At 35.5% G+C, this 24,526-nt stretch carries 13 protein-coding genes; all 13 read right to left on the bottom strand.

The genetic code is table 11. The features are described from left to right. Positions 1–287: 287 nt before the first annotated feature. Positions 288–2,762 carry a carbohydrate-binding protein gene (locus AC0UBM_RS14350; RefSeq protein WP_475689068.1) on the bottom strand — a complete coding sequence of 825 codons (2,475 nt, stop codon included), beginning with the start codon at positions 2,760–2,762 and terminating at the stop codon, positions 288–290. A 280-nt stretch (positions 2,763–3,042) separates the two neighbouring features. Further along, on the bottom strand, positions 3,043–5,883 hold the full coding sequence (locus AC0UBM_RS14345) for a carbohydrate-binding protein (protein WP_475689067.1): 2,841 nt from the start codon (positions 5,881–5,883) through the stop codon (positions 3,043–3,045). A 266-nt stretch (positions 5,884–6,149) separates the two neighbouring features. Then, entirely contained in the window at positions 6,150–7,787 is a 1,638-nt protein-coding gene (locus tag AC0UBM_RS14340; RefSeq protein WP_475689066.1) for a GH39 family glycosyl hydrolase, read from the bottom strand. 30 nt (positions 7,788–7,817) lie between these two features. Beyond that, a complete protein-coding gene (locus tag AC0UBM_RS14335; RefSeq protein ID WP_475689065.1) occupies positions 7,818–9,176 on the bottom strand; it encodes a family 43 glycosylhydrolase in 1,359 nt (452 codons plus the stop codon). 180 nt (positions 9,177–9,356) lie between these two features. Continuing rightward, on the bottom strand, positions 9,357–12,884 hold the full coding sequence (locus tag AC0UBM_RS14330) for a hypothetical protein (protein ID WP_475689064.1): 3,528 nt from the start codon (positions 12,882–12,884) through the stop codon (positions 9,357–9,359). Positions 12,885–13,007: 123 nt separating this feature from the next. After that, positions 13,008–14,411 (bottom strand): hypothetical protein, encoded by a 1,404-nt coding sequence (locus AC0UBM_RS14325; protein ID WP_475689063.1) that lies wholly within the window; start codon positions 14,409–14,411, stop codon positions 13,008–13,010. A gap of 55 nt (positions 14,412–14,466) precedes the next feature. Beyond that, on the bottom strand, positions 14,467–15,912 hold the full coding sequence (locus AC0UBM_RS14320; protein ID WP_475689062.1) for a hypothetical protein: 1,446 nt from the start codon (positions 15,910–15,912) through the stop codon (positions 14,467–14,469). Between the two features lie 188 nt (positions 15,913–16,100). Continuing rightward, positions 16,101–18,728 carry a glycoside hydrolase family 31 protein gene (locus AC0UBM_RS14315; RefSeq protein ID WP_475689061.1) on the bottom strand — a complete coding sequence of 876 codons (2,628 nt, stop codon included), beginning with the start codon at positions 18,726–18,728 and terminating at the stop codon, positions 16,101–16,103. 63 nt (positions 18,729–18,791) lie between these two features. Further along, positions 18,792–20,363: a sulfatase-like hydrolase/transferase gene (locus AC0UBM_RS14310; RefSeq protein WP_475689060.1), complete on the bottom strand. Its 1,572-nt coding sequence runs from the start codon at positions 20,361–20,363 to the stop codon at positions 18,792–18,794. A gap of 73 nt (positions 20,364–20,436) precedes the next feature. Continuing rightward, positions 20,437–21,114 (bottom strand): 3-keto-disaccharide hydrolase, encoded by a 678-nt coding sequence (locus AC0UBM_RS14305; protein WP_475689192.1) that lies wholly within the window; start codon positions 21,112–21,114, stop codon positions 20,437–20,439. Then, complete coding sequence (locus AC0UBM_RS14300; RefSeq protein ID WP_475689059.1) at positions 21,102–21,560, bottom strand: 3-keto-disaccharide hydrolase; 459 nt, start codon at positions 21,558–21,560, stop codon at positions 21,102–21,104. The genes AC0UBM_RS14305 and AC0UBM_RS14300 overlap by 13 nt, the downstream gene beginning before the upstream one ends. Positions 21,561–21,569: 9 nt before the next feature. After that, positions 21,570–21,815: a hypothetical protein gene (locus tag AC0UBM_RS14295; protein WP_475689058.1), complete on the bottom strand. Its 246-nt coding sequence runs from the start codon at positions 21,813–21,815 to the stop codon at positions 21,570–21,572. Between the two features lie 4 nt (positions 21,816–21,819). Beyond that, positions 21,820–24,318, bottom strand: a complete 2,499-nt coding sequence (locus AC0UBM_RS14290; protein ID WP_475689057.1) for a glycoside hydrolase family 95 protein — start codon at positions 24,316–24,318, stop codon at positions 21,820–21,822. Positions 24,319–24,526 lie beyond the last annotated feature (208 nt).

The raw sequence follows: 24,526 nt of genomic DNA, 5'->3' as shown, positions 1-24,526 counted from the left end.
GTGGTTAAAATGGTCTTAACTCCTTTTTGGAGCAAACACAAGTTTTTAAGTAATTCTTATTTTATCATACATTAAATTTTGATTAACATACAATTTTAACAATAAACACTTCAAATTGATGTAAATTATAATTCTTAGAACCTAACATATCACCCATTTATGCTGAAATTCTTCTTTTGAAAAGATTAAAATGGAGAAAACGTAAACTATTCAATTTCAAACCATTCAAATATTTACAACAAAAAAAGCTACCCTTTCAGGTAGCTTTTCATAATGTATCATGAAAATTACTTTTTAATTATCTTTTTAAATAATACACCACTATTTTTTTGGAAACGAACAAAGTAGATTCCTGAATGTAAATTACTTGTATTAATAATAGTTTCGTCGCTTAAAATATCTTGTGACAAAATTAATTTTCCTAAACTGTCATAAACATCAACCTGAGCTCCCGTAGCCTTAATAATATGAAGTTCATTTTTAACCGGATTTGGAAACATTTTAATTTCAGATTCTAAAACATCATGTATACCTAAGGTTGTGTAGAATTGAAAATAGTCAAGATTAAATAGACTACTTGATCCTTCACCGGTAAATACCAAATAAAGGTCTTGCACTCCAGTAGCCCCAGTAAGGTTTACCGAAACGTCTTCATAAGTTTGCCACCCTGAAGTATTACCAACCGTAGCTGTCCCTATTAAAGTACCTGTTTCGCTTCCTAATCTAAATTCTACATTTCCGCCGTCTCTATCTGAGGCCATACCAACAGAGACACTTAAAGCACCACTTCCAAAATCTATATCATTAAACATGATCCAATTTCCATTATTAATGTAACCTATATTACCTGTTCCATCAGTATTAGTTTCTATCTGAACGCCGTACGATTCACAAAAATCTTCTGCCTCAACTCTTACAAAAGGATCAACCACTGTGCATTCTTCTTCCTCAATAACGACATCTTCACAATTGTCAAAATAAGTAAGTGTGTTATTGGATCCTTCATCTATAATTGTTCCTCCACCACAACTAAGTATAGTATTACCACTTGCCGTAGATTTAAGAATAATAGTATATTCCGTTTCATTTACAATAGTAGAGCCACTACCACTTACTACTATAGCGCGAGAAAGGTCAGTATCAATTGGACCTGGAGTTCTATGAAATACAAGATTATGACCACCGCCATTAACATCCATTAAATTATGAGGTCCTGTTGCATGTGGAGATGGAATTATAGTCCATTCTGCATTATAACCACCTCTATTTAAAGCAAAATCTGATAAAGGCGCATAAGCGAAATTTCCATACGAATTTGTTATGGTACCAACATCTGCAGGTAAATTATAATTTGAGCTACCACAATTTGTAGACGTTACGTTGTTTACCGTTGCTTTTCCGCCTAAATACAAACGAATACCACCTCTCATTTGATCTACTGTACAGTTATCAATCGTTACACTCCCGGGTATATTATACATTCTTATACCATCTTCAGAAAGGGAATGCATCTCTGTTTTGTCAATAGGTAAATCACTATTGTAAGGTTGTTTATAATCTGTTAAATAAGGCAAATCATAAGGTTCTGTTTCGTTATACAACTCTGCACCTAAACGTACTCTACCATCTACTTGAGTATTTTTTATTACAGTTTCATCTGCATCACCTTGCATAAAAATACCATGTCCAAATGCTCTCTGATGAAGAACAATATTATCTAGTGTGTTATTTTTACCATTAATAAGTATACCGCATCGTTTATCTAATCCGAAAACATTTTCTGCACCAATACCATACATACTTCCATAACCGTATGGAAAAGAGCCACGAGTCGTTAACTTTAAACCATCTACCAAGTTACCTTCTCCAGTTATAGTTACTACAGCATCACCACCTAAACCATGAGCTAAATTTTCGCGATCCTGATTATAAGCACTAAAATCTGTAATCTCTGTAATACCACTTCTATATGTATCTTCTATCTCTCCTCCTATAATAACATTATTATCTCCAGATATTACGAAATAAGTGGAACTTACACTTCCCACAGGAACATCCATATAAACCCTACTCAAATCGATAGTATTATTAGAACCTGACACTTCTATTTTTCTCAACACAGCAGGTAAGTCGTCTTCAAAATTAAAACGGTTATCTCCGCCATTATCAAGAATTATATGTTGGTTATCATCTAAAACAGCACTTTGTAATTCAGATAATGTACTAACAGTTATTTCTTGATCGGTTGGTTCTGAATCGCCATTATTAAACTTGAAAGAATACAAGTTAAATAAATATCTACTTGTTCCAGAAGCTACAAATACAAAATAAATATCTTCAGAATCTGTGTTGACTTCACTGCTATCTATATCGGCATTAATATGGGACATAGGCGCCCAAGCTGCTGTATTAATAACCTCTGTTTGTCCTAGTAGTGGCCCAGATATTGATCCTAATCTAATTTCGATATAGCCACGTTCACTGGGTGCCGCAGCAAGCACGGTAATTCCAGTGGCGCATCTTACATCAATATCAGAAAACATAATATAAGATCCATCTACTATATTTTCTAAAATACCATTTTCTGTTTTTAGTATTCCATCATCTGATCCATTAAAATCCACTGCGATTAATTCTGGGTAAGATTCTGCACAGCTAAGTTCTTTTTGAAAATTTGTTGCATCTGCTTGTGCTTTAAGACTACTAAATAGACCTGTGGTTAAAAGGCATACTGTAGTCAATAGAAACGTAATTTTTCTCATGATTTTATTATTTAGTTAGTTATAATTTGAATCTTAAAACTATAAGAATATCAAACAATTATGTATAAATTATAAATCAATTTCCATAACTTAAAGCCCATTTAATAACTCGGAACATCTACAGAATATAAAAAACTAATATTAAACCAGTTAATACAAATAATTGTATAAAACGGCTTTATGAAAATAAAAAAGACTATCCTTTATGGATAGTCTTTCGTTTAATGGTCTAAAATTACAATAAACGCCTGCATTCTAAAAGCCTTCACTAATTAGTAAATTATTTACCCGTAATTACTATTTTTTTAACTGTAGAATGTCCGCTCTCAGTAGTTATCTGAAGAAAATACAATCCGTGTGGAAGCTGATTTAAATCCATTTCTATTTTTTCCTGATGACTGGATTTCCAAACTCCAGATGTTATTTGTTTTCCATCAATAGAGATAAGCATATAATTTACAGATGACCCCATATGGTTTGAAAGGTTAACATTTAAATCTCCATGAGTTGGATTTGGACTTATTTTTATAGCATTACTTTCTTGTAACCCCAAGTCGTTTAAGCTTAAAACGTCACTATAAAATTCAAAACTTGCTAAGTTAAATAAATAGCCATCGCCACCTGTGCATACTAAATACAAATCGTGTATACCTGTTACTGATTCGGTAAAATAGCCATCAAACCATTCAAATCTTCTCCAATTTCCAGTATTTTCAATAGGAACAGAAGTCAGTAATTTACCATCTAATCCGCCCAATCTAACTTCTATAAATCCTCCAGATGTAGCTGAAGACGCCGAAATTTTAATTGCACCAAAATCATTAGTATCTCCAAAATCAAAGTTTGAAAATCTTAAATAATCTTCATTATTAATAAAACCAACAGTTTGGGGTACATCTCCTTCTTTCTGAACTTCTGAAGCCTCGCAATAGTCTGAAGCTATTATAAAATCCTCTGCATTATATGAAGCAGAAGCACATTCATCAATATAAAAATAAAAGCTTTCTAAATTTAATAGTTCACCTTCACCTCCAGAAAACACAAGATATAAGTCTTGTACACCATTTACTTCTTTTGAAAGATAGCCCTCAAACAATTGATACGTATTCCAATCTTCCTTACCATCGATGTTAACCGTTGATAATAAATCACCATCTAAACCACCTAATCTAAATTCTATAGTTCCTCCTGTAGTCTGAGAAGATGCAGAAACTTTAACAGCATTTAAATTATAATCACTTCCAAAGTCTATATTAGAAAACCTTAAATAATCGTCTTGATTGATTCCTGATACAACTTCCATTTCATTAGTATCTGTTGTTATATTAACTTCTGAAGCTTCACAAAAGTCTTTTGCGTAATTTGGTGTTACTGCCTGGTAAGAAGCTACATAACAAGGATCGTACTGAAAATTCATTTTATCAACATTTAATAATGCATCTGAATCTCCTTTAAACACAAAGAATACATCGGTCACTCCATTATAAACATCCAATAAATCAACCGAAAAATCTTGATACGATTCATAACTACCCGTATTTGCAATAGGAAGTGTCGCTAACAAAGTTCCATCTTCACTAGCTAATCTCACTTCTACAGAAGTATTTGTTTTAGCAGTCGCTGCTGTTACATTTATAGCACTAACACCTGTTAAGTCAATTGACTCAAAACTAATCCAGTCATTGTCATCAACACTTGTAATACCTTTCTCATTCATCATACCTGAGATACCTTGAACTTCCACACCGGACATATTATTAAAACATTCAGCTTGCAAGTTATTGGCAGTATTAGAGCATTCTAACGAAAAACCACAATTTGTTGATGCTACTAAGGTATTATTAGATCCATTATCTATGACACGTCCACAGGTAGTAATGGTATTTCCCGTTGCAGAAGCTTCCAATATAATGGTGTATTCAGTTTCATTTGCAATTGTAGAATTACTACCACTAATAACAATAGCACGTTCCTCATCTGCATCTACAGGACCAGGTGTTCTATGAAATGTGATGGTATGATTATTTCCAAGAATATCTGCTAAATTATGAGGCCCAGTAGCATGAGGAGATGGAATGATAGTCCATTCTATATTAGTGTTATTTCTACTCAATCTAAAATCGGATAAAGCATCATAAGCAAAATTCCCAGATGAATTAATTACTCTTCCTCCATTTGGCAAGTTCCAGTTCGCTATACCACAATCAATAGCTGTGGTATTTGTTACTGTCGCAGATGATGCTAAGTACAATCGAACACCACCTCGCATTTTTTTAACCGTACAATTTTCTACAGTAACACTTCCTGAACCACTGTAAGCACGTATACCGTCTTCACATAAAGAAAGAACATCTGTAGGATCTATTGGATTTCCTTCATTATCCAAATAATTATTTTGATAAGGTAAACTTCCTATACCTTCTGCCAATATATCTTTACCATGACGTACAACACCCTCTACCAAAGTGTTTTTTATAAGTGTATTTTCTGAAGGGCTTTGCATAAATATCCCATGTCCAAAAGCTTGCATCTGTACTTCGCAACTATCTATTACAGTATCTATTCCATTTATATAAATAGCAGCTCTTTTATCTAACCCAAAAGTATTACTACTTCCAATACCATATAAACTTCCATAGCCGTATGGGAAAGAGCCTCTAACAGTGAATTTGGATCCTACCACGCTATTACCAGTTCCAGAAATAGTCATATGTTGGTCTGCTCCATTAGCTAAATTACTTCTATCCTCATTGTAAGCAACAAAGTCTGTAATTTCGGTTATACCGGATGCATATGTATTTTCAAATTCTCCCCCACGAAATTCATTATAATCTCCTGTTATTATAAAATGCTCGGTACTTGTTGCATCTACTGGAAAATTAATATATACTCCAGTTAAATCTATAATGTTATTAGATCCTGAAATATAAAAGCTTCTGTCTTCGCTGGGTAAATCTGTAATAATGTAATCTCCCGCCTCTAAGACAATAGTCTGATCACTATTTAACAGTGCTTGCCGAAAGTCTGATAAGTTATCTACAACTGTTTGCGAATACATTTTAGTAAACAGACCTGTGGTTAATAGGCATACTGCAGTCAATAAAAACGTAATTTTTCTCATGATTTTATTATTTAATTAGTTATAATTTGTTCATTAAAACTACATGAAGGCCAACTAATTACATATAAATCATAGTTCATTTACTATAATTTAAAACCCTTTTAGGAAGTCTATACCTGATCTTACAATAAATTGGATATTTCTAAAGAGCATAAGCCTTAAAAATACAACACACTAAAAAACAATAGATTATATTTTAGTTACAAAAAAAGCTACCCTTTCAGGTAGCTCTTTTAAACATTGTATTTTTGTAAAGTTTGATCTAATTAATTCACTTGCTCAATCAAGACCAAACTCCAAGGACTTAATTCACGTTTAATTTTAACTTCACCTTTTGTATTTGCAGTTACTAATTCTGTGTTTAAATTTTCGGCATATTGCTTCATAACCTTAATTTGCTCACGAGTAGGTGGTTCTGGCTTACCCATTGTTTCCCAGTATTTATAAATATTTCCGCTATTTGCATCTAATACTTCAATTTTAAACATCGCTCCGGGTTTAAGGTCTGAAATAGAAAAGTCTAATTGACGTGGTTTTCCACTTTCATATTGATCTATTTTTTTAATACTTGATGGGACTGCCGTGTAATGGTCTTCTGGATAATTGTAGGCCAACGCCACAACCTTACCATCTGTAGATTTTTTACTTACGAACAGATAATCATTTTTAAATAATTCTTCATCTCCTAATTGGTGCAACATTCGGTAGGCATGAAATGATGGTTTTACTAAACCTTGATAATTAATCATTCCGAAACCGCCATGGAAGATACTTTCTGCCCCTCCTTTTTCTTCAAAAATATCGGTAAATGTCCAAAACGCTAATGAATTGGTTAATCCAATACAATCTAAATTCACTTTAGCAATATACGCTGCAGGCGGTAAAAAATCGTGCATCGCATCTCTACTATTCGGACTTGTATTCCATTCGGTTAAATGAATTTCTGCATTGGGATATGCACTTTTCTTAATCACTCTATTTAACCATTCGATATCTGTTTTTGTTGAATTCACATTCCGTGAGAAATCTTTCCCTTTTCCTGTTGTAGGATTAAATGGATAATCTGTAGGGTAAGGATGTGTTGATACAAAGTCTACTGGAAGTTTTTCCTTTTCGCAATACGCTAAGAAATCTTCTATCCATGCGCCTTTCCATTCGAGATCGTTGATGTTCTCGGCAGTAAACGTAATAAGATCGCCACTTCTGCTTTCTACTTCTCCATCGTAACGTCCATCGGCAACAAAATTACTACTAGATGGGCCTCCGACTAATAAACGATTATCGACAGCTCTTACCGCTGTTACAGACTGCTTATACAACTCGAAATATTGAGATTTTGTGCCATCGAAAAAACCGTAATGTAAATTGGGTTCGTTCCACACTTCAAAATACCACGTTAGCACTTCATCAATACCATAACGGTCTACGCAATGTTGGGTGAATGCTTTTACTAAATTATGCCATTCTCCAAATTTAGAATCGTCTGGCGTAATATTCGCTTTCCACCAAAATTGAGTTTTACTATTTTCGGCTGCTAGCGCTGTTGGAAAAAAGGCCAATTCTACAAAAGGTTTCACATTAAGATCCAACATTCTGTCAAATAAATCATCTATATATTGCCAGTTATAGGTGTATTTACCATCCTTTTCAAACACCGGAAACATATCGTCGTGAAATATCCCATGAAACCGCACATACTCAAATCCGCAATCTTCCTGCACCATTTCCAATTGCTCCAACCATCCGGCACGTAAACCTTCGTTTGCTCGGCCAGCACCAACGCTTTTACTCCAAAAATGTTCGAATTTTTCACCTGGAGCACTCGCTTTAAGGTGTACCTTCTCTTGAGAAAAACCTAGTTGGATTACTAAGGCCAACAGTCCTGTTAATATTGTTTTTTTCATGTCATTATCACTATTTAGTCATCTAAAAATTCATTTTTCGTCTTCAAAAACTTGTTCTAATTTTATATAGTCAATTGCTAGCTCCCCTTTAGAAGGTTTCCAATCCTTTTTAAACACACGTATTAGATTATCCCCAGCTTTTAGGTCTACGATACCAAAATCTATTTCACGAAATGTATCCGATTGCGGAAACTTAAATGCACTGTATTTATGGCTATTTATTAAAATATCGTGATTAGATTCTCCATCGGGCGAAGCATATCTTACTTTAAAACGATATTTTGCTGGCTTAGCCACCTGAGCTAACATAGAAACGTGATCGTACGGATTGTCGAAATTCGTAACATATCCTTTACCACTATACCCTTTAATCCAAGTATCGACTATAACATTATACAATTTACCTCCAGCAGCAAAACCATTTTCGGCTTCTAACTTTAGTGTTGTTTTAGTACGCTTGGCATTACCTAAACCTGTTTTGGTTGGCACTATTGGTAATATATTTCCCTGTGTATCGTACTCTAAATAATCGGCCATTGCAGATCGCGTTTCACTTAAACCACCTGACAACCATGCACTGTGATAAAACATGATATCTTTTCCTTTATAGGTTACAGTTCCTCCATGATTGGTTCCGCTCTGCCCTTCAAAATCATCTATAAAAACCCCTTTAAATTCATATGGTCCTAAAGGTTTATCTGCTACAGCATAAAACATTTTTTCAGGCCAACGTCTAGGAGTTAAACCTGGATAGGTTAGATAATATTTTTCATCTTTTTTATGAACCCATGGCCCTTCAAACACATGAGTTAATTGAGGTGTTAATTCTATATACGTTTCAGGCTTAATAGACATCAAGTCTTTATTTAATTCGGCTGCAAAACATTTTCTATCGTGTCCCCAATACAAATACGGTGTACCATCATCGTCTATAAAAATAGCTGGGTCTTGACCAAACTCTACACCTTTAACATAACCCAAATCGGTAAAAGGACCTTCGGGTGTATCACTACGTGCAACTCCAGTTCTAAAAAGTCCGATACCAGCTTCTTTCATGCAATAAATCAAATAATATTGCCCACGGTAATAAGTCGCATCCATAGCCCAAGCATGGCTCTCTGCCCATGCCACATTTTCTAAATGTAAAATTCGCCCGTGGTCTGTCCAATTCACCAAATCTGTGGTAGAAAACGCATGATAGCCCGTCATACCATAATGATTATTGGAACCTGGCTCGTCATGCGACGTATACACCCAGAGTGTATTAGGATCGTTCGGCCAAACATGTGGCGATGGATCGGCAGTAAACACACTGGTGAAAATTGGATTTTGGGAAACTCCTAAACTTGTAATCATTAAAGTGATTATAGTTATTAATTTAATTTTCATGCTTGTTATATTTTTAATTTCAAAATGAATTAACGTCTTATTTTCAAGATTAAAATGTGATACAATTATAAAAAAAGGAGAGTTATTTTGGTATAAACTATAATCCATAGACCCAAACTTAAAACCCTTTTAAAGTATTTATGACTTTTTTATAACTCTTGTTGAAGAAATTCATATATGCTATTCTTTATTACGAACAGTCGTTTCACTTCTTAGCAAAATATCATTTTTAAACTCTTTTACCGTCACTAGTATTTTTCCATTATCGTGCTCCATAGCTTCAAGTGTAACCTGTTGTACGCGACCATCGGTTAGAGTTACAACGAGTTCATATTCATTTTTAGCTTCTACAGATTTTATAACTGATTGTGTTTCGTAAGGTTCGATTACAGCCAGATATCTTGCCGATTTACCTTTAGATCGTACCGCCATAGATTTTAAACGTGACGTTTCATCTCCCAATGGAAAATCACCTCCTATTTTAGCTTCAAATCTTTCTACGTCTAGACCACTTAAATCGATAGTAATTTTTCCCAATTCTTTATTATTTATTGGCATTCCAGGTGTTGCCTGTGCCATAGGTTCTCCTCCAATTTTAATTGGTCCGCCGTAATAATCTTTACCTTTTTGATCTGGCATTAAAACATTCTCATATTTCGTAGGTAAATCAGACAGATATACTTCTGAACCATCTTTAAGAACAACTTTTGCATCGCCCCAAAAAATAGTATTGTTTCTAATCTTACCAGGTATTTTTGTTGTCAGTTCCAGCTTCCTTTTTCCTGTTATATCTAATTTTATAGACTTACTTCCTAAAATCCAAGCGCCTGTACTATCGTTCAATATTTCTTGATTGTCGGCGTGTGCTGTGTACCATAATTTTTTGTTGACGTAAAAGCCTTCTGTAGATGTACCAATCATCACTTGAGATTGTTTGGGCCAGGCATTAAACACATCTATTTTTAATGGACCATCTACACTATTTGGCAAACGCACACCTTCGTTATCACAACCTTCTCCCCAGCACATTTCAAATTGAGTCCTTGATGTACCTTCAATATCATACCAATTACAGTCTGTTATAAATTGAGCACTACCAATTGGATTTGAATTCATTTGATTGGTATGATGAGAAAACTCAGCTTTATCTGCCGTTATTCCTTTGAAGCCTTTCGCTTGAAACATCCAATCGAATTCGTGTTCTTGTTCTCCTTTTAAGTAATCTGCCATTACAATATAATCGTCTAAAACAATCATAGCTCTACGTTGTAAAACAGGCTCTGTGTATTCTGTAACTTCTCCAAATTCGGGTTGAGTTTTAGGTAATGCTATTGTTCGTCCTTCTTCCCACATTTTCTCTGCAAATGTTTGCTTCGAATTTGGTATACCTCCATATGGCGGATGACTCCACTTGGAATTGGTTTCTATAGCAGTGGCTTGCATCATGTCTCCGGAATGAAATAAGAGTCTAGAGTTTTCAACAGGTTGTTGCATTTTCTGATCGACCACAACCATATTTTTATTTATTGATGATTGTTTCCAAAACTTATACAAATAACTCCCGTAGCCATACCAATACATTAACGTTCCATAAAAGCTACGCCCGTAACGGCTCATATGCACCAAGTTGGTACGATCGAAATGCCCATGATATCCACCATGTGAGCCATAATGCAGTGCCGCTTGAATTTGTTCGTTTTGCGGTCTATCTTTTGTTTGAGATCGCAATTGTACAATCCCCATATTTTCTGCATAAGCAGACACACTCATTTGTTCTGAAGTGACTTCCGGAAGATTAGGCACACCGTACAATAAGTCTCGCTTGTTATCGCGATTAATAATTGCGGCATATTCTGGATCTCTATATAAATAATACGCTAATTCGTAAGATTTCCCCGCAAGTTTATCTTCAACTGCGTCATTTACTGCCAAGAGTACACCCCGGAAATCCATAAACGGAATAGCCGCATCCCACATGTCTTTTATTCTTACATTATTGCGCTCAATCTTTCCCCATTTTTCAAATTCCATTCCCATAATCCCACCTTGTCGTCTACTTGACAATAATGAAAAATGCTTGGTTGTTCCTATAGGAAATTTGCGATCTTTAAAATTTATACCCCAAGGTTCTAAGGCAAGGGCTATTTCAGAAAATTCTGTAGCCACCCAAGTATTATATCCCACAGCACATTCGTACCACCAACCGTCACTCATAATACCATGTTCAAGATGTTTATAGATCCCTGTTGGTCCATTTAATAACTGGTCTATAAGATGCCAATCTTGAAGATTTAACGCGCAATACATTGCTGCTGTGATTTCGGCAACATTCCAATTACTTATCGCACCTTTGGTATTTCCTTTCAAGGTTTGATTCACAAAAAGTCTAAATGTTTCTTCTGTTCTTGTTTTATCTAATTCGGTAAGTTGCGGACTTGTTCTAATTAAATCATACATTCTACCTACTGCCTGCCAAAATTTACCTTCACCTACAAAAGAATTCCCTCCTCCAACTAAGGTTGCTGGATATCCTGTTTGAGGATTGATTAGTCGGCGTAATAATTTTATACATTTTGCGGCATAATCTTCATTTCCCGTAAGCTTATAGGCAATAGCACAATTATAAATTTCTCGGCCGTCTGTACTAAAAACAGATTGCCCTAATGGTCGCTCTGTTTCTTTTGAAAAATCGGCGCCGTCTGGAACGTCCCATCGTTCTGCTTTTTTAATATAATCTTGTAATCCTTCTTGTGCCCAATCGTATTGTTTTGCTTTTTCACGTACTTGATCCCAACCAGACGCTGTAAATACTATATTAGGAAATGGTAGGTGCACGGCTGTTTTAAATGTAAGGGTTGAAATATTAGCCCCTTTACCATTAGCAATAGCTTTAACAACCTGATCTTCACGAATACCCTCAGGTAAATGAGAAGGCAAATCGACTGTAAGTGTACAGGTTTTTATTTCTCCCGGAGCCAATTGTAACTGACTAGGTTCTATATGTCCTTTCATAGACTCCCAACCTATGGTTTCTATAATAAGTTCGACTGCCTGTGCTTTATCTGTGGTGTTTCCCACCTGAAATTCGTAGAGCACTTGGCTCCCAGCTTCAGCTGATTTCCCTTGAATTTCGGCTTCTAAAAAAGTTGTTTTTCCTTTAGTTAACTGAATGTTTTTAATTTGATAGGTGTTATTTGTTTCAGAATCTACAGAAATTAATAGGTGTTTGACTGCAAAAAGTGTTGCTGTACGTTGCCCTGCATCAACATCGAAAACCTCCCAAGGCATGTAAACAGTATGCCAACCTTTCCCGACCAACTCAATTTCTGCTTTATTTAATGGATTTAAATCGCCATAATCCAAAGAATCCACTTTAAAAATCGCACTTATTTTTGCGGTAGTTTCCTGTTTAAAATACACCTCGAATGTCAGCGCCTTGTACTTTGTCCAATCTGCAGCATCACCTTCAAAAGGCCTACTAATTCCTGGAAAATAAATTCGATTTTGATTAGAATACGTATAAGAAATGGTGTCTCCAGACTGCACTGTAGCAACCTCTTTCTTCACTTTAGAAATTCCTTTCCAATCGGAAAAATCAGAACTTCCTATTTGATTTAATTGCTGTGCATTAACAATCCCTGCAAACCATAACATTACTAAGGTTAGCACATGTTTTAGGATGGTCATCCTATGAAAATCTATTCTCATTATTTTAATTTTAGGTATCCTACTGAATAATTCAGCATGTTCTCACTCTAACCTTTATGTTCTAAAGAATTAAGAGTTAGAGAGCGATATGAATTTGTTTTATCTACCAGTGAGATCTTCGTTTTAACGTTTTGTACGATTACTATCATTTACTTCATTTTCTGAATCCGTAGCTTTACGCACTTTGCCTTTACTTTTTATATCAACGTTTTCTGTTCCGTTAAACGTAATAACTTCTGTATTGGTTTGATTGTTTAAGGTAATATCAGTAGCATGCATTTTAGCATTTTCATCGAAATTTCCATAACCCTCCCACACCGATAATTTAATAGCCATCGCTTCTGGAATAAATTCTGGAGCTTCAGTTTTAATCACAACATGATGCCCCGTACCATTTATTTTAGCTAGCAAATTATTAGCTATCCCGTTTCTACTGTCTAGGATATTCATTTCTACCTTAGCATTTTTAGCATCGGTATACGCAATACAAAAAGCTTCTCCGTATTTCGCATCGGCACTACAATTAATTAAGGTATCTGCGTTCCCCACATTATACCCTGTTGCTACACAATCACGTACCACACAATCGATAACCTTATCTCCCGACGTACTTAATCCGGTACAAATCCCTCTACGCATTTGTGTTACTGTACAGTTTTTTACAGTCGTATTTGTGGTAGGATGACCATTATAGTCGGGGTACATACGAATTCCATCTTCACTTAAAGAAATAATTTCGCCTGGCAAAATTTTACCATCTTCGGCCACGTTAGTACCTTCTATATAATTTCCTTTAGCGGCATAAAAATTCTTATCAAAACCGTAACCTGAAGTTTCCTTAAGCATCGCATCGGTAGTACGGAGCAAACCATCTACCTCACAACCTTCGATTAATGTATTTTCTGATCCTTGTAAAAATATAGCATGTCCCATAGCTCTCATGTGCACTTTACACCCTAACAATTTTACATTCTTTGCTGGATATCCCACACGAATCCCATTCATTTTGCGTACATCTCCACCACCAAGGCCATATAAATACCCATAACCCCAAGGACTAGAACCTGCCGTTCGCAACTCTACATCCTTTAAAGTCACGTGCTCTCCAACAATATTGAATATCTTATTTTTACTTTGTAAACCTGGTGTATCGCCATAAGTTTCGATATACAATCCTTCTAACGTGACGTGATTTCCTGATATTTCTATAGCACAATACATGCTATTTCCATCGGTACTTTTAATTAAATCGGGACGACTAAACAGTTTAGAATCTACCATAAATCGTGTGCCCTTTAAATCGAAATAAGAGTTATTCCCCGTGATTTCAAAAAATCTAATTTTTTTAGCATCATCTACTTGATAATTACCTGCTTTAAGCTTGACATGAACATTATCCTGATTTAAATAGGATCTGAATTCGGTTAGCGAACTTACTTCTACAACCTTTTTCTGATCGCCTTTTACTTGAGCTTGGCTAGAAAAAACCATTAATAAAACAGAAAGGAATGTTAGTATTTTATTCATCTTTATTATTTTTTTTACTACTTTATTTTCGATTAGTTTTTGTTTGGTATAAGGTCTATTTCCCAGTATACTTTAACGTGTTATCCGTTCCTAAATTGGTAATTGGTCCTTTAGATTCGCCTGTAACTCCAGAACTTTTATTTGAGAGATAGACCGGATATTCGGTTAGGTTATGTATTTCGAAATCGAAGCCTTTAAAATCGTTTTGATTGGGAAGATTCCCATGTAACAATCTGATGTTATTTTTCTCGCCACCGACTTTAATTTTTAAGCCATTATTTACGCCTTCACTTGAACCACGAAGTGTAATTTTATGCTGACTTCCGCCAATATAAGCAACAGCGCCTGTGCCGTTATAGTATGGTTGCTTTGATGGAATAAGTGTAATATCTGCGTTATATCCTTTGTCTCTCTCGTAAGTCGATGCATATGCTGGTCCGTGTGTCACATCGGCTTTGCAATTCACTAAATCCCCCGAACCTAACGAGAATCCGTTTTCACAGCCAATAGCTATGCAACCTTCAACATATTTTCTCCCTGTAGCATGTGCAATTGTCACACCCGTTCTCATGTATTTAACGGTACAATTTAAAACTGTAACGTTAGATGTCCCGCGTCTGTATTGTTTACCATCAATAATCGTTTCTCCTCCATCGTATGCACGAATCCCTGCTTCTCCTGTGCTTAACATATACCCTTTTGGAAGCGTATATCCCCAAACCGTCATAAAATTAACATCGAACGCCGGTCCAGACGTTTCGGCAAGCATATCGTCGGTTTTACGAACTTCACCTTCTACTTCACAACCTTCGATAATTGGATTATTAGCGGCTTGCATAAAAATACAATGCCCATAACTTCTATGAACAAACTTTGAATCTTTAAGATGATTAGATTCCCCTCTAATTAAACATGCACTGTGTTTGCGATGCGGAATTACCGATTTACCGCCTTTTCCAAAAGCATCGCCATAACCATAAGGAAAAGAACCCTTGGTGGTCACGTGAAATCCTTCAATTTTATTATGCGATCCATCCATAACAATATTAGTAGCACGTCGTGTAGGTGCATCATGAACCGACCCCACATCTACAAGCGTTAGGTTTTTAAGGACATTCTTATTTCCTACAATCTGGATTTCGTGAATTTGATTATTCCCATAAGCTTGCATCACCCTAGTGTCCACATTAATGGTTACGCCTGTAAAATCGTAATTACTATTATTCCCTTCAAAAAGTAACAGCACTTTACTTGTGTTTTTAATTTTCGTTTCCTGAGTATAAAGCCCTTTTTCTACATCGTCTACAGTAATAGAATATACACCAGGTTTCATTTTCACATTAGCATTATCTGCTGCTAAATATGGTTTCAATTCTTGTAAAGAATTCACCATACTTTGGGCTGTTATTTGAAAACTTGTTAAACCAAAAACAGCAACGTAAAGAAGCGTTATTAATTTTGAGGAAGCATTGTTTTTGAGATTAAGACAAAGTGTTGACATATTATTTCTGTGTGTTTATTAAATAATTAAATTGATGAAATAAAAATAAGCAAGCTCCTATAACTTTGGTATAAACCATGGTTCAATCACTATAAATTATATACCTAAACACAACAAGTGAAGCTAAAGGCTACTAAACCTCAAACTTCACTTGCAAAAATTGAATGTATTTGTGTTTGTTAAATCGTTTATAATTCAACTTCTAAATTTGAACCTGAAAAACTCACCGTCTGATTTTGACCGCCAATCATTTCAACAATTAGCGTCAAAGGGCTTTTAGAAAAGTCTAAATACTCACCATTTCCTTTAGTTATTAAAAGTGTTTTAGTGGCTTCGGAATAATTCAGTTTAAGTTCTGAATATTCTCCATTTTCATAATCATAAGATTCACTATCGTCAAAATATAATGTAAATGACGCATCTGCGCCTGGATACACTTTTATACGTAAAGGTTCGTCTGTGTCTTCAGTCGCATACTTCAATTTTGGTCCCATAGGAATAATACTTCCCGCTTTTACAAATAGTGGTGTTTCATCTAGATTTGCTTTCACAGTAATGGTTTTTCCACCTTCAATTTTTTCATTCGTCCAGAAGTTATACCACTGTCCTTTTGGGAAGTACATTTCTTTTTCTCGTTTCTCATATTCAGTCACGAAACCAACCATTATCGCTTCTCCAAAGAACAATTGATCCTTAATCTCCCAGGTATTTTTATCGTTTGGATAATGATACGCCAGCGGACTCATAAGCTGCTTACTGTTAGTTGTAATTTGCCAAGCTTGTGAGTAGATATACGGCATAAGCTGATAGCGTAAATCGATAAATTTTCGCGCTGTACTTTCAAATGCATCATCATATCTCCAAATCTCAGTTTCCGACACATAACCATGGATTCTGAAAATCGGACTAAAGGTACCAAACTGGAACCAACGTGTTAGTAATTCTATAAATTCTGGATTGGTATATTGACTGTCGAACTCCGGATTAATAGATTTTGAATCCCTAAAAAACCCACCAATATCGTGCGTCCAATATGGAATTCCTGCCATAGTGAAATTTAAACCCGCAGCTATTTGTTCAGAAAATTGTTCCCACGAGGCTTCAACATCTCCAGACCAAGAGGTAGCTCCATAGCGTTGTTGTCCTGCATAGGCAGAACGCGTTAAATTAAACACACGTTCGTTTGAGAACTCTGCTCTTCTCCCATCGTACATCGCTTTTGTGACTAAAAGTGAATATGGATTTTGAACCTCTTCAAAACGTCCCACTGCCGTCATTTGCGTTGCATCTGTAACTCCCTCTGGCTCTGTACCATCTAACCAAATAGAGCTCACACCTTTATGAAACATAGAATCGCTTAACATGCGATAAAATCGTTCACTTACCCCTTCATCATAAATGTCTATATAGTTACTACTTTTAATCTTTTTAAGATTATACTTTGCTTCTAAAGCTTCATTTTTAACCTCTGGCCATACAGACACCATTAACTTTAAGTTTAAAGATTTTAATTCGTCTACCATAGCATCGGGATCTGGATATTTAGCAGGATCCCATTCTGGCCCTTTCGTTCCTTTTGGCCAATAAAACCAGTCTTGTACAATATTATCGAAAGGAATCTTCCGCTCGCGCATCTCATTGGCATTGGCTAACAATTCCTCCTGATTGTGGTAGCGTTCTCTACATTGCCAAAATCCGTATGCACTTTTAGCAAACATAGGCGCCGTTCCTGTTAATTTTTGATAATGCGAAATTACAGCTTCCGGATTTTCTCCTTGCACCAAATAATAATCTATAACATTACCCTGCGTACTACTGAAAACAGTTTTATTATAGTCTGGCGCGTTATAATATAAATTTCCAGGAATTTTAGCACCCGTATTTTGAAACACTATTTTATACGTTTTTCCTGCTTCTAAATGCTTTTTTCCTGAATAACGTCTAGGCATCCAAATGGTAGAATAATTAATCACATCGTCGCCATCAATACTTACTTTAATCGCACCGCGCATCCGTCCGCCATTATCACTTAGTGCTAAAAAGTTATATTCGCCAGTTTTGGTTGGTGTAAAAGTAGTTTCTCTAATGTTTTTTTCTTCAGCCTCAGATTTCGTAATATGTGCGGCAACATCCTCTTTTTCGCCTTCTACCGGAGTTGATGGAGTGTTTGCCATTTTAGCTACGGTTTTAGCGGTTTCAAATTTAATTTCATTTTGAGGTAAATTAAAATCTGTTAAACTATAATTATGCCAATAAATACCATACCCTTTGGTTGACACTAAAAACGGAACTGCTATTTCTTGATTGTACTGTTGAAGACGAATTGGAACATTCTTCCAATTCATAATACCACTTTGAAATTGCCCTAATCCATACAAACCTTCATCTCCAGCATGAAATCCTTGCGAAACCGTATGCTCGGCATCCGCATCTAAGTTTATAAAAGTCTGTTCATTCGTTTCTGAAACTAATTTTTTATGGTCTTTAGTTTCATAAGTTATCGTGCCATCGCTATTTACTAACACTTTAATTAAATCGGTACTGATGGTTAATTCATTCTCCGTTTCTTTTAATTCCCAATTCACATCTTGAGGTTCTAAAACCGTGACATAATCCGGAATGGTGGACGCCGGGGTTCCTTTTATTTCCTTTTTTACATGAATAATTGCGTCGTCAATTATTTCAATTTTTAGGGTTAAACTATCTTGTTGAATAGTCACAGCATGATTGGTTTTCTCTAGTTGATGTTTAAACTTAGTATTACAACTTGCCAACACCAAGAGAAACATACTTAAGAAGCACATGTTCTTTTTCATAAAATCGTGTATTTATAGTTAGTTTGAGTTATTTATTTCAGGTTAATTAATTCCTATTTCTTTTTATCTAGTCTGAATTGCCTTCTGATATAAATCTTCAGTTTTCATCCTTAAGGTCTTTAGAATTTGTGTATACTCTGATGTATTCGCCAGATTATGCTGTTCTGATGGATCGTTGTCTAAGTCATATAATTCTTCAATCTTTGGAGTATGTTCGTAATACACAAAATACTTCCATCGCTCTGTTCGCACGCCATGAGCTCGATACGACTTATTACTGTTTATTAAATTTTGATTAATCTCATCTACATTCTCTTTATAACGCTCTTTAAACATATCTACTAGAAATAAATCTTCCATAAACACGGCATCACGCCATTGCGACATGTCTTGAGTTTGATTTAAAACAGGGGTAAGATCTTTTCCTTGCATACTATTTGAAGATTCTAAACCGGCAAGTGATACTATTGTAGACGCCATATCTACCGACGAAACCAAAGCCTTTTCACGACGTTTACGCCTAGATTCAGGCATACGACCATCATAAATAATTAATGGAGCTTTAACCGATTCTTCATATAATAGACACTTATCGAATAAACCATGCGAACCTTGAAAGCGTCCGTTATCACTAGTGTAAATAATGATTGTGTTTTCAAGTATCCCTTTTTCTTTTAGCTTATCTACCAATAATCCTACTTGATCATCGACGCTGTAACCTTGTGCTGCAAACCGACTGACAAGACGTTGATACATTTCTGGAGTCGATGACCTTTGGCGATGTAAATACACGCCTCTAGCATTTTCTTTTACAACATTAGGTAAATCTGGATTTTCACCTTCTACCCAATTGTTAGGCGCTTCAAATTCATGATCTTTGAATTGCTCATAATGGGGCATATAGACATCTCTATCTTTATCGTGCTTTACAGCATAAAAACTGACAGATAAACAAAAGGGTTGGTCTTTTGGCTGCGTATCGATAAATCGAAGCATGGCCTCTCCAGTCCTTAAAGTTCTTCCAGAATTTTCTCGACCTTCCTTAAAGATATTCTGTAGTTCCACATCACTTTCAGGCCAAGTAACATGCCCCTTATAATCGTAAGTTTCACTTCCCGCAAAATAATCGAAAGTATTACCTAAATGCTCTTTATAAAAGTGTTCTTTTGGTGTACTCGGTCGCGTTGCTTTTTCGGTAACTGTAAACCCGACTTTACCTACAAAACCTGTTCTATAGCCTGCTTGTTTTAGGAGTGCGGGGTAGCTTTTTTCAAAATCGGATTGGGATAATGTATAATCGTCTGGAGCTACAAAGCCCACTCTATGATTAGAATTAAAACGTCCAGTAAGCATTGTTACTCGACTAGGCATACATATAGCCACAGCATAGAATGCATTATCGAAGGTAACCCCTTCTGCAGCTAACTTGTCTATATTAGGGGTATTAAACTCCGGTTTACCGTAACATCCCATATTATCCCAACGCTGATCGTCGGTCATCAAAAAGATGATGTTTGGCCTAGTATAAACACCCGAAGTATTTTCTTCTACGCACTTTTCTTTGGCTTGCCCAGTAGCCATTAAAGAGATAAGCGTTAACACTCCACAAAATATGTTTCCTATATAATTCTTCATAAATACGATTATCGGCTAATGCGTTTTATCAACCTGAACAAACATCAAATCCACATTAAACGTTGCTTGTTTACTATTTCTCCATTATTTTTATGTTTCTATAAATCAATTCAGAATATTCTGCTTGTAAGGCTATAAAACCAGAATTGATACTAACACCTGCGTAATTACTATTAATAATCTCATTAACAAGTACGCCGTTTAAATAATATTGTGCACTATCGCCTCGAACTTTTAATAAGACCTCATTCCATCCTGCTTTTTCTTTATCGACAAACTTTTTAGATCGACTATAATCTGCTTTTTTTAGCACTAGAATTTCTCCATCTCTTAAAACATCACAACTTACACCTAGTATACTCCATAAATCGCCACAATCTCCTTCCTGAATTTGATATTCTAAACTTGGAGGCCATGCATAAGTTCCTGCTTGACAATGGTACAGTAAACCGGCATCGCGTATCTCATTTAGACGCGGTTCGAAACGACGTTCTCCCCATTTAAATTCGAATTTCAAGTCGTAAGAGCTATATCTTTTTTTGGTTATGGCCACACCATAAGGAGCAGTTGAAGCCGTCCATTTATACATGGCCTTTAACTCACCATTTGAGTACTCAAACATATTTTTAGCCTCGTCTTCAGTAGCATCGCCTTGTACAACAAAATCGTAATTAGCACCTGATTCTGTATTCTCAAATACATCTACCCAAGTGTTTAATTTTGTAGCTCTTGTATTTTCTAAATCTCTAATTCTCTAAATCTAATATTTCTAAAAGTCACTCTTCCATGATCGCCTTGTAATCTTAAAGGTGCTTTAGCAACTTCTACCCCTGCTAATCCTTCTCTGGTTGCTCCGGTAACTTCTTTATTTTCATGAATAATAACACCATTTAAAACAACTTTTTCAAACATGGCATTTTTTACTTTTATACCATTTGCATCAAATTTAGGGGCTCTAAAAATAATGTCATAAGTCTGCCATTCGCCCAAAGGTTTGGTAGCATTGACTCTTGGTGTTATACCTTCGTAACCTTTTTGTTTTTTAGGCTTACTTTCATCCCAACGTTGGTAAATTCCGCCACAATCAGAAAAGTCTATATTTTCTTTTCCATAGCTATCAAAAATTTGAATTTCATATCTACTTTGAAAATAAATACCCGAATTAGATCCTTCAGGCAGTAAAAATTCTAAATGCACCTCAATATCTCAAAAGGCTTCTTTAGATTCTAAATGAACCGTTTTACCCGTTGCTCCATTCACAAAAGAGTCACCTCCTTCTGCATAGGTAAATAATTTATGGTTTACCGAGTCTACTTTTACGTCCTTCACCATAAACCAATCACCTATTGGTGTTTTAAAATCTTCTAATGATTTTAGCTTTGTTTGCGAAAAAACAGTACCACCCCAAGTGATCATAGCGATTAGACAACATGCTTGTAGTTTGGCCTTCATGTTTTTATTTTTTAACTAAAACTATTGTTTGGCCTTTGGTTGTTGCTATATCATATAAAAAACTTTTAGGCGCTGTAAATTCTTCTAAAGTAGCTTTATCGGATATTACTGGTTTTTTAATATTAACTGCCTGATAGAAAGCGTTAGTATTAGGTCCTTTTGCAGTGTTTAACGACTTATCTTCTGAAGACAATAGAGCATTATAAGAACGTATACGTAAGTTTCCTCCTAGAGTAGATTTTATAACAGCTTTTACAACCTCTCCATTTTCCCATTCTAAATTTGTTATTTCAAATCCACCTCTAGCACGTAATCCTCTTACGCTTCCTTCTTTCCAAACGTCTGGTAGAGCAGGGATTAAATGAACCGCTTCATCATGACTTTGGACTAACATTTCGGCCAGACCAGAGGTAAATCCGAAGTTTCCATCAATTTGAAATGGCGGATGTGCATCTAACATATTAGCGTATGTTCCTCCTCCTTTTGGAGAGCCAGGTCTACCTACTAATTTAATTTGCTCTCCCATTAATTTGTAAGCATGATTTCCATCTAATAAACGTGCCCATAGATTTATTTTCCAATTCATAGACCAACCGGTAGAAGGGTCCCCTCTTTGAATTAATGTGTTTTTTGCACCTTGAAATAATTCAGGATTACTATAAGGAGACATTAAATTTGAAGGATACAAGCCGTATAAATGTGAAACGTGACGGTGTTTATCATCTGGATCGTCTAAATCTTCCATCCATTCTTGAACCTGATTATATTGCCCAACTTTCATAGGTGGTAACTTTGTTAAAGCTGTTTCCATTTTCGCTACCAAATCGGCATCTACATTTAATAATTCAGCCGCTGCAATAGTTTTAGTCAACATATCAAACACCAACTGATTATCCATTGTTGTTCCCGCCTCAATATTCACGCTTTTAGAACGTCCTTTAGGTCCGTGTTCTGGAGAAATGGTTGGAGAAATTATTAACCAATTATTTGTAGGCTCGGGGATTAAAAAACTTAAACAAAATTCTGAGGCACCTTTCATGGCAGGATATACAGACTGTAAATATTCTAAATCTCCATTATACATAAATTTATCCCAAACATGTTGCGCTAACCAAGTCCCTCCAGTTGGCCACATACCCCAGGTAGCTCCATCTACAGGCCCTGCAATTCGCCATAAGTCTGTATTGTGGTGCGTAACCCAACCTTCTGCTCCATACATAACTTTGGCAGTTTCTTGTCCTGATTCCGACAATTCTCTTACCATCTGAATTAATGGATCGTGCATTTCTGATAAATTAGTAACCTCTGCCGGCCAATAATTCATTTCGGTATTAATATTTACAGTATAAGCACTTTTCCATGGTGGTGTTAAATCTTTACACCATAAGCCTTGCAAGTTTGCAGGTTGTCCACCTGGTTGAGATGAAGAAATTAATAAATATCTACCAAATTGAAAATATAAAGCGGCTAATGCTGGATCATAACTATTGCTAAACTCCTTTATTCTGATATCTGTTGTTTTTTTAGCGGCATCAGAATTTCCTAAATCTAGAGACACACGATTAAAATACTGTTTGTAAAACGCTGAATGATCTGTAACCAAATCCTTATAATCTTTTTGTTCTGCTTTCGCTATATAATCGGTAGCTCTTTGGTGAGCATTGGCACTTACGTCTTGGTAATTAACAAAATTTGTCGCTATAGAAATGTACAACGTTACACTGTCGGCATTCTTAACTTCCAACGTGTTTTTGGTAGCTGTTAGCGTTCCTCCGGCAGGGACAATCTTAATTCTAGAATCAAATTCCACTTCACCTTTTATGGCTGGTGTTTCTTTTGGCAATCGTTTATTTTTATTGTCGCTACCAAAACCTGTCATAACCAAAACATTATCATTTTCAGTATAAGTTGACACTTTTGCTGGTTCCGGACGATCCATAGAGGCCTTAAAACTAATTTTACCCGCTTTATTGGCGGTTAATTTTAAAACAATAACTTGATCTGTAAATGACGTAAACATTTCACGTTTATACGCTACACCATCTACTACATATCGAGTAGTATGGATTGCATTTTCAATGTCAAGTTCACGGTAATAATCGGAGTAATTCTCTTGATCTTTAAAATTCAATCTCAAATTCCCAACCGTTTCATAAGGCATTCCGTGAGATATTTTAGAAATTATTTTATTATTTGCCAAACGATGTGCCTCATCATATTTCCCTTCAAATAATAAGTTTCTTACTTCAGGTAATGCCTCCTTAGCGTTGGGATTATCGTTTTTATGTGGCCCACCACCCCATAATGTTAATTCATTTAATTGAATATTTTCATTAATAGGATTGCCATAAACCATAGCACCTAGTCTTCCATTTCCTAAAGGCAAAGCTTCATTCCAATCTGCAGCAGGTGCATCGTACCAAAGTTTTAAATCTGTGTTCTGAGCATTACTATTTAAAACACCAAGAACGGCCAATACTAGCACATAAAATCTTCTTTTCATTTTACTATATTTTAATATCAAAAAACTATATCTATTCTTTAATTAGTTTGTTTAAATAAAAACTTTTTAAAGTTTTTTAAAGCGAAAGGCATGAAAAAAAACCTATTAAATAAGTTTTTTACATACCGTATACTTGTTTGATAAACTTACGTTTTGCTATTTACATCATCAAAAAAACGCTCCTAATTTTGGGGTGAAACAGGGAGCA

It is taken from the genome of Formosa sp. F44 (assembly GCF_056238645.1).
This window is presented reverse-complemented; position numbering and strand designations above follow the sequence as displayed.

Coding starts and splice junctions, on each gene's coding strand:
- AC0UBM_RS14350 (WP_475689068.1), bottom strand. CDS start 2,762: ATGAGAAAAATTACGTTTCTATTGACTACAGTATGCCTTTTAACCACA.
- AC0UBM_RS14345 (WP_475689067.1), bottom strand. CDS start 5,883: ATGAGAAAAATTACGTTTTTATTGACTGCAGTATGCCTATTAACCACA.
- AC0UBM_RS14340 (WP_475689066.1), bottom strand. CDS start 7,787: ATGAAAAAAACAATATTAACAGGACTGTTGGCCTTAGTAATCCAACTA.
- AC0UBM_RS14335 (WP_475689065.1), bottom strand. CDS start 9,176: ATGAAAATTAAATTAATAACTATAATCACTTTAATGATTACAAGTTTA.
- AC0UBM_RS14330 (WP_475689064.1), bottom strand. CDS start 12,884: ATGAGAATAGATTTTCATAGGATGACCATCCTAAAACATGTGCTAACC.
- AC0UBM_RS14325 (WP_475689063.1), bottom strand. CDS start 14,411: ATGAATAAAATACTAACATTCCTTTCTGTTTTATTAATGGTTTTTTCT.
- AC0UBM_RS14320 (WP_475689062.1), bottom strand. CDS start 15,912: ATGTCAACACTTTGTCTTAATCTCAAAAACAATGCTTCCTCAAAATTA.
- AC0UBM_RS14315 (WP_475689061.1), bottom strand. CDS start 18,728: ATGAAAAAGAACATGTGCTTCTTAAGTATGTTTCTCTTGGTGTTGGCA.
- AC0UBM_RS14310 (WP_475689060.1), bottom strand. CDS start 20,363: ATGAAGAATTATATAGGAAACATATTTTGTGGAGTGTTAACGCTTATC.
- AC0UBM_RS14295 (WP_475689058.1), bottom strand. CDS start 21,815: ATGAAGGCCAAACTACAAGCATGTTGTCTAATCGCTATGATCACTTGG.
- AC0UBM_RS14290 (WP_475689057.1), bottom strand. CDS start 24,318: ATGAAAAGAAGATTTTATGTGCTAGTATTGGCCGTTCTTGGTGTTTTA.